This window comes from Mycobacterium sp. 1245499.0 (assembly GCF_001673615.1).
Classification (GTDB): domain Bacteria; phylum Actinomycetota; class Actinomycetes; order Mycobacteriales; family Mycobacteriaceae; genus Mycobacterium; species Mycobacterium europaeum_A.
In genome coordinates this window covers 1-4,766 of the sequence record NZ_LZMG01000209.1, presented here as the reverse complement: position 1 = coordinate 4,766, position 4,766 = coordinate 1, and the positions used below count along the sequence as shown (strand labels likewise).

The 4,766-nt window shown below is 73.5% G+C and carries 5 protein-coding genes; 1 reads left to right on the top strand and 4 read right to left on the bottom strand.

Annotated elements, in window-relative coordinates; translation table 11 throughout:
- A partial coding sequence (locus tag A5646_RS11885; RefSeq protein ID WP_067021840.1) for a sugar phosphate nucleotidyltransferase occupies positions 1-744 on the top strand: 744 nt, incomplete at its 5' end.
- A gap of 62 nt (positions 745-806) precedes the next feature.
- On the opposite strand, the gene A5646_RS11880 is transcribed toward A5646_RS11885, so the two are convergent.
- The 4 genes from A5646_RS11880 to A5646_RS11865 form a co-directional block, all read right to left on the bottom strand.
- Positions 807-1,349 (bottom strand): NUDIX hydrolase, encoded by a 543-nt coding sequence (locus A5646_RS11880; protein WP_066868486.1) that lies wholly within the window; start codon positions 1,347-1,349, stop codon positions 807-809.
- Positions 1,346-2,932 carry a class I SAM-dependent methyltransferase gene (locus A5646_RS11875; RefSeq protein WP_066878853.1) on the bottom strand — a complete coding sequence of 529 codons (1,587 nt, stop codon included), beginning with the start codon at positions 2,930-2,932 and terminating at the stop codon, positions 1,346-1,348. The genes A5646_RS11880 and A5646_RS11875 overlap by 4 nt, the downstream gene beginning before the upstream one ends.
- Positions 2,933-2,960: 28 nt before the next feature.
- On the bottom strand, positions 2,961-4,310 hold the full coding sequence (locus A5646_RS11870) for a coenzyme F420-0:L-glutamate ligase (RefSeq protein WP_066878856.1): 1,350 nt from the start codon (positions 4,308-4,310) through the stop codon (positions 2,961-2,963).
- A partial coding sequence (locus tag A5646_RS11865; protein ID WP_197505173.1) for a 2-phospho-L-lactate transferase CofD family protein occupies positions 4,307-4,766 on the bottom strand: 460 nt, incomplete at its 5' end. The genes A5646_RS11865 and A5646_RS11870, both read right to left, overlap by 4 nt.

The window sequence follows — 4,766 nt, the reverse complement described above, 5'->3', positions numbered from 1 at the left end:
GACGTGCTCTCCGGGGCCGACCTGGGTCAGATGCTCGACTTCCACTCCGCGCAGGAATCCGACGTCACCCTGCACCTGGTCCGCGTCGGCGACCCGCGGGCGTTCGGCTGCGTGACCACCGAGGAGGGCCGGGTGACCGCGTTCCTGGAGAAGACCCAGGATCCGCCGACCGACCAGATCAACGCCGGCTGCTACGTCTTCTCGCGCGCGGTGATCGACCGGATCCCGCGCGGCCGTGAGGTGTCGGTGGAACGCGAGGTGTTTCCCGCGCTGCTGTCGGATCCCGACGTCAAGGTCTGCGGCTACGTCGACGCCAGCTACTGGCGCGACATGGGCACCCCGGAGGACTTCGTCCGTGGCTCGGCCGATTTGGTGCGCGGCATCGCGCCCTCGCCGGCCCTGCACGGCCACCGCGGCGAGCAGTTGGTGCACGACGGCGCGGCGGTGTCGCCGGGCGCGGTGCTGGTCGGCGGGACGGTCGTCGGGCGCGGCGCCGAGATCGGCCCCGGCGTGCGGCTGGACGGCGCGGTGATCTTCGACGGCGTCAAGGTCGAGGCGGGCAGCGTGATCGAGCGGTCGATCATCGGCTTCGGCGCCCGCATCGGCCCCCGGGCGCTGATCCGCGACGGGGTGATCGGCGACGGCGCCGACATCGGGGCGCGCTGCGAGCTGTTGCGCGGCGCCCGGGTGTGGCCGGGTGTCTCGATTCCCGACGGCGGGATCCGCTACTCGTCCGACGTATAGCCGGGCTTGATCTGCTGAATGTGAAGTTAACTTCACACTCGGCGGCCAGCGTGAAACGAACTTCACACTCGGCGGGCCTGGGCCCGCTCGACCAGATACGCCAGCGCGTAATCCGTTCCGTCCGGTAGGGCGTCGACGGGCCACCACCTCAGATCGTCGGACTCGTCGCTGATCGCGATCCGCGCCCCCGCCGGCGCGTGCGCGACGAATTGCAGATCCAGATGGCGGGTCGGCACCCCCAGCGAGCAGACCACCGGATGCACGTGCACCGCGGCCAGCCGCGGTGGCATCCGCAGCCCGTCGATACCGGACTCCTCGGTGGCCTCGCGCAGCGCCGCGGCGACGATGTCGGCGTCGCCGTCGTCGCAGTGACCACCCAGCTGCACCCACCGGCCCAGGCGGCGATGCAGGGTCAGCAGCACCCGATCGCCGGAGTGGTCGAGCACCAGCGCCGACGCGGTGACGTGGCCGGGCACGCACTCGCGGCGGCAGGCATCGCTGCGGGCGTGCACGAAGGCCAGCACGGCGTGCCGCACCGAATCCTGGGCCGCGTCCGGGGGATCCCAGCCGGACAGCATCGCGATCGCCGACTCCCGGACGCTCATCGCGACCCCCGCCGATTGCGCCTGTCCCGCAGCGACGCCCACGCCGCACGGCAGCCGGCCACCACCTCGGCCGGCAGGCCCAGACCGTCGATCAGCACGCGCCGGTCGACGACGTCGAGCGCCTTGTCGATCTCGTTGGCCTTCAGCAACAGGTCCACGTCGCAGGCCAGCCCGGCATCGGCGAGCGCCGGCGGCGGAATGGGCAGCTGCTCGGCCTCGCGGGGCTCGAGCTCCAAAACGCCCCCGCCATAGCTGCGGCCCAGGATCTCGGCGAACGCGAACGTCGCGCTGTTGTGGAACACCGCGGCCAGCGCGGCCGGATCGACGGGGACATCGGAGCCGGCGGTCAGGCGCACCCGGTGCACGGTATCGGTGCTCGTGGCCGCCGCGGCGTTGACGGTCAGCCGCGGCGCCCGGTGAATCTGGCGCAGCAGGAACAGGTCGGGCTGCCACGGCGACGGCGTGCGCCACCAGGGCTTGCGGATCGAGCACTTGTAGCCGCGGTGCACCCCGGCGGCCTCACCGGCGCGGATGTGGGCGCTCAGCGCGGCGTCGGCCGGCTCGGGCGGCGCGTTGAGCAGCCAGCTGCGGTGCCCGGCGGCGACATCGCTTGTCCGGCAATCGGTGTCGTAGATCAGCCCGGACAGCTGGGCGCTGCGCGAAACGAGCGGGACGCAGTGCGGCCGCAACCCCAGCTCCCCGGCCCGGGCGTCGGTGAACGTGAAGAAGGCGTTGCGCCCGGTCACGATGCCGACGTCCACCTCGGCGAAAGAGCCCAGCTTCGACAGGGCGCCGGAACCCTTGAGCTCGCGCAGCAGCCCGATCGCGGCGGGGTCCAGAAAGTACTTGGTCCACTTCTCGTTTTCGTGCAGCAGCGCGGGCGCCCATTCGGCGGCCAGGTCCGCGCGCGCCAGCGCCTCGGCGTCTCGCAGGTGCACGGTGCGGATGCGGGCGGGGCCGGGGCCCACCACGCCGCAGAACAGCACGACCTCCTGCAGGATGCCGTCGAACACCAGGCGCTCGAAGGTCAGCAGGGTGATCTCGCGGAATCGGCTCAGCAGGAACTCGCGCAACTGTGCGGCGTAGGTGACCTGGAGCAGCTCGGCCGGCAGCACCAGACCCACCCGTCCGCCGTCGCGCACCAGCACGGTGCTCGCCACCACGAACGGAACCCAGGCGTTGGTCAGCCGGGTGGGGCGCAGGCCCTCGCGCCGCATCACCTCCAGCGCCGGATCGCGCTGCGGCGCGGGCCAGTTGCCGAACCGGATGTAGGGCGGGTTGCCGGCGACGCCGTCCCAGCCGCCGGGTTCGGCGGTGGCAAGCCAGCCGAACAGGCTCGCGTTGTCGACGGGCGCGAACCGGCGCGACTTGGCCGCCTCGCCCGCGATCAGCTCCACACCGCGGACCTCGTCGCTCAGGCCGGCCAGCTCGCGCAGGATGGCGCCGTCACCGCAGGAGGGCTCGACGATCCTGGGCCCGGCCTCGCGGACCCAGCCGGCCAGGAAGCGGGCCACCGGCGCGGGGGTGTAGTAGCCGCCGCGGAGCTTGTCGGCCGTGGCCGCCGCCTTGCCTGCGAACGTCATGGGCTCAGTATCTTTCGAAAATCCGGCATCACTTGCGGATCAGCAGATCACCGGTGTCCGCCGGATCGCGCGGCCCGGCCGGTTCGGCGGCGTAGCCGATGGCGATGGCGCCCAACGGCTCCCAGTCGGCGGGCAGGTCGAGCTCGGCGCGCACCAGGTCGGCGGCGAAGATCGTCGAGCCGATCCAGCAGCTGCCCACCCCGCGCACCGCCAGCGCGACCAGCAGGGCCTGCACGGCCGCACCGACCGCCACGGTGAACATGGTGTGCTCGGCGTCGGTGCGCGCGGCGTCGGGGTAGGAGTGGGCGCCGTCGGGCACCAGGAACGGGATGACGACCTCGGGCGCGTCGTAGAGGATCTGGCCGCGCGCCACCCGGCGGTCGATCGAGTCGGCGGGCCGGCCGTCACCGGCGAGGTCGGCGCGCCACTTGTCCTTCATGCGGTCCAGCAGCCGGGTCCGGGTGGCCGGGGTCCGCAGCCAGACGAACCGCACCGGGCGGGTGTGGTGGGGCGCCGGCGCGGTCAGCGCCTCGGCGACGGCGGCCTCCAGCAGGTCGGCGGGCACCGGCTCGGCGCTGAACCGGCGCACCGACCGGCGCAGCAGCTGCGCCTCGCGCCGGCCCATGTCGAGGGCCTCGGCGGTGCCGAGCCAGAACAGGTCCTCGGTGCCCGGCCGCAACAGCCGCCGCGCCGTCGACCCGTCGTCGGTCACGGACAGCCCGCGCACCACCGCGACCGGCATCGCGGTCAGTTTGCCCTTGACCAGGTCGGCGGCCGCGGCGATCTCGTCGGCGATCGCCACCTCGGTGACCAGTAGCTCGTTGCCGTGCTGGTCGACGGCCCCCGAATAGCCGTGCAGCACAGCCAGACCCGCCGCGCCCACCGCCGCGTCGGTCTGGCCGTTGCGCCAGGCGCGCCCCATCGTGTCGGTGATGACGACGGCGACCTCGACCCCCAGCCGCTCGCGCAGCGCCGCGCGCAGCGCCGCGGCGCTGCCGTCGGGGTCGACCGGCAGCAGCGCCAGTTCGTCACGCCCGACGTTGGACCCGTCCACGCCCGCGGCGGCCTGCACCAGGCCGATCCGGTTCTCGGTGATCAGGGTCCGGCCCTTGCGGGCCAGCACCCGGACGGCCTCGTCGTCGACCAGCTTGCGCCGCAGTCGGTCGCGCTCCTCGGGATCGCGCGGCGCCGGCACCAGCCGGCCCTCGCACTTGGACACCACCTTGCTGGTGACCACCACGACGTCGCCGTCGCGCAGCCACGGCGCGGCGGCGGCCAGCGCCGCGCCCAGATCGTCGCCGGGCCGGAATTCGGGCAGCCCGGCCACGGGCAGGATTTCGATCGCGGCGGCCGCGCCGTGCTCGCCGGCGCGCGTCACGGGCTCACCCCCGCCAGGTCCAGTCCGGCGCGGACCATCTCGGCGGTCGCCTTGGGATCGGTCATCACCAGCGGCACCGAGCGCACCGCCACGCCGTCGATGTCGGCGCGATCGTCCTCGCTCACCAGCCAGCCGTCCAGGATGCCGGTGTCGCGCCGGGCGCCGTAGTGGCGGCCGACCGCCTCGGCGGTGGACTCGACCCCGATCACCGACAGGCAGGCATCGGCCATGCCGCGCAACGGCTTTCCACCGATGATCGGCGAGTAGCCGACGATCGGGGCGCGCGCCGCGCGCAACGCGCCGCGGAGGCCGGGCACCGCCAGGATGGCGCCGACGCTCACCACCGGGTTGGACGGCGCCAGCAGGATGACGTCGGCGTCCGCGATGGCCGCCGTGGCATCGGTTGTGGCGGTCGCCTTTTCGGCGCCGACGAACGCGAAGCTGTGGGTGGGCACC

Coding starts and splice junctions, on each gene's coding strand:
- A5646_RS11880 (WP_066868486.1), bottom strand. CDS start 1,349: ATGAGCGTCCGGGAGTCGGCGATCGCGATGCTGTCCGGCTGGGATCCC.
- A5646_RS11875 (WP_066878853.1), bottom strand. CDS start 2,932: ATGACGTTCGCAGGCAAGGCGGCGGCCACGGCCGACAAGCTCCGCGGC.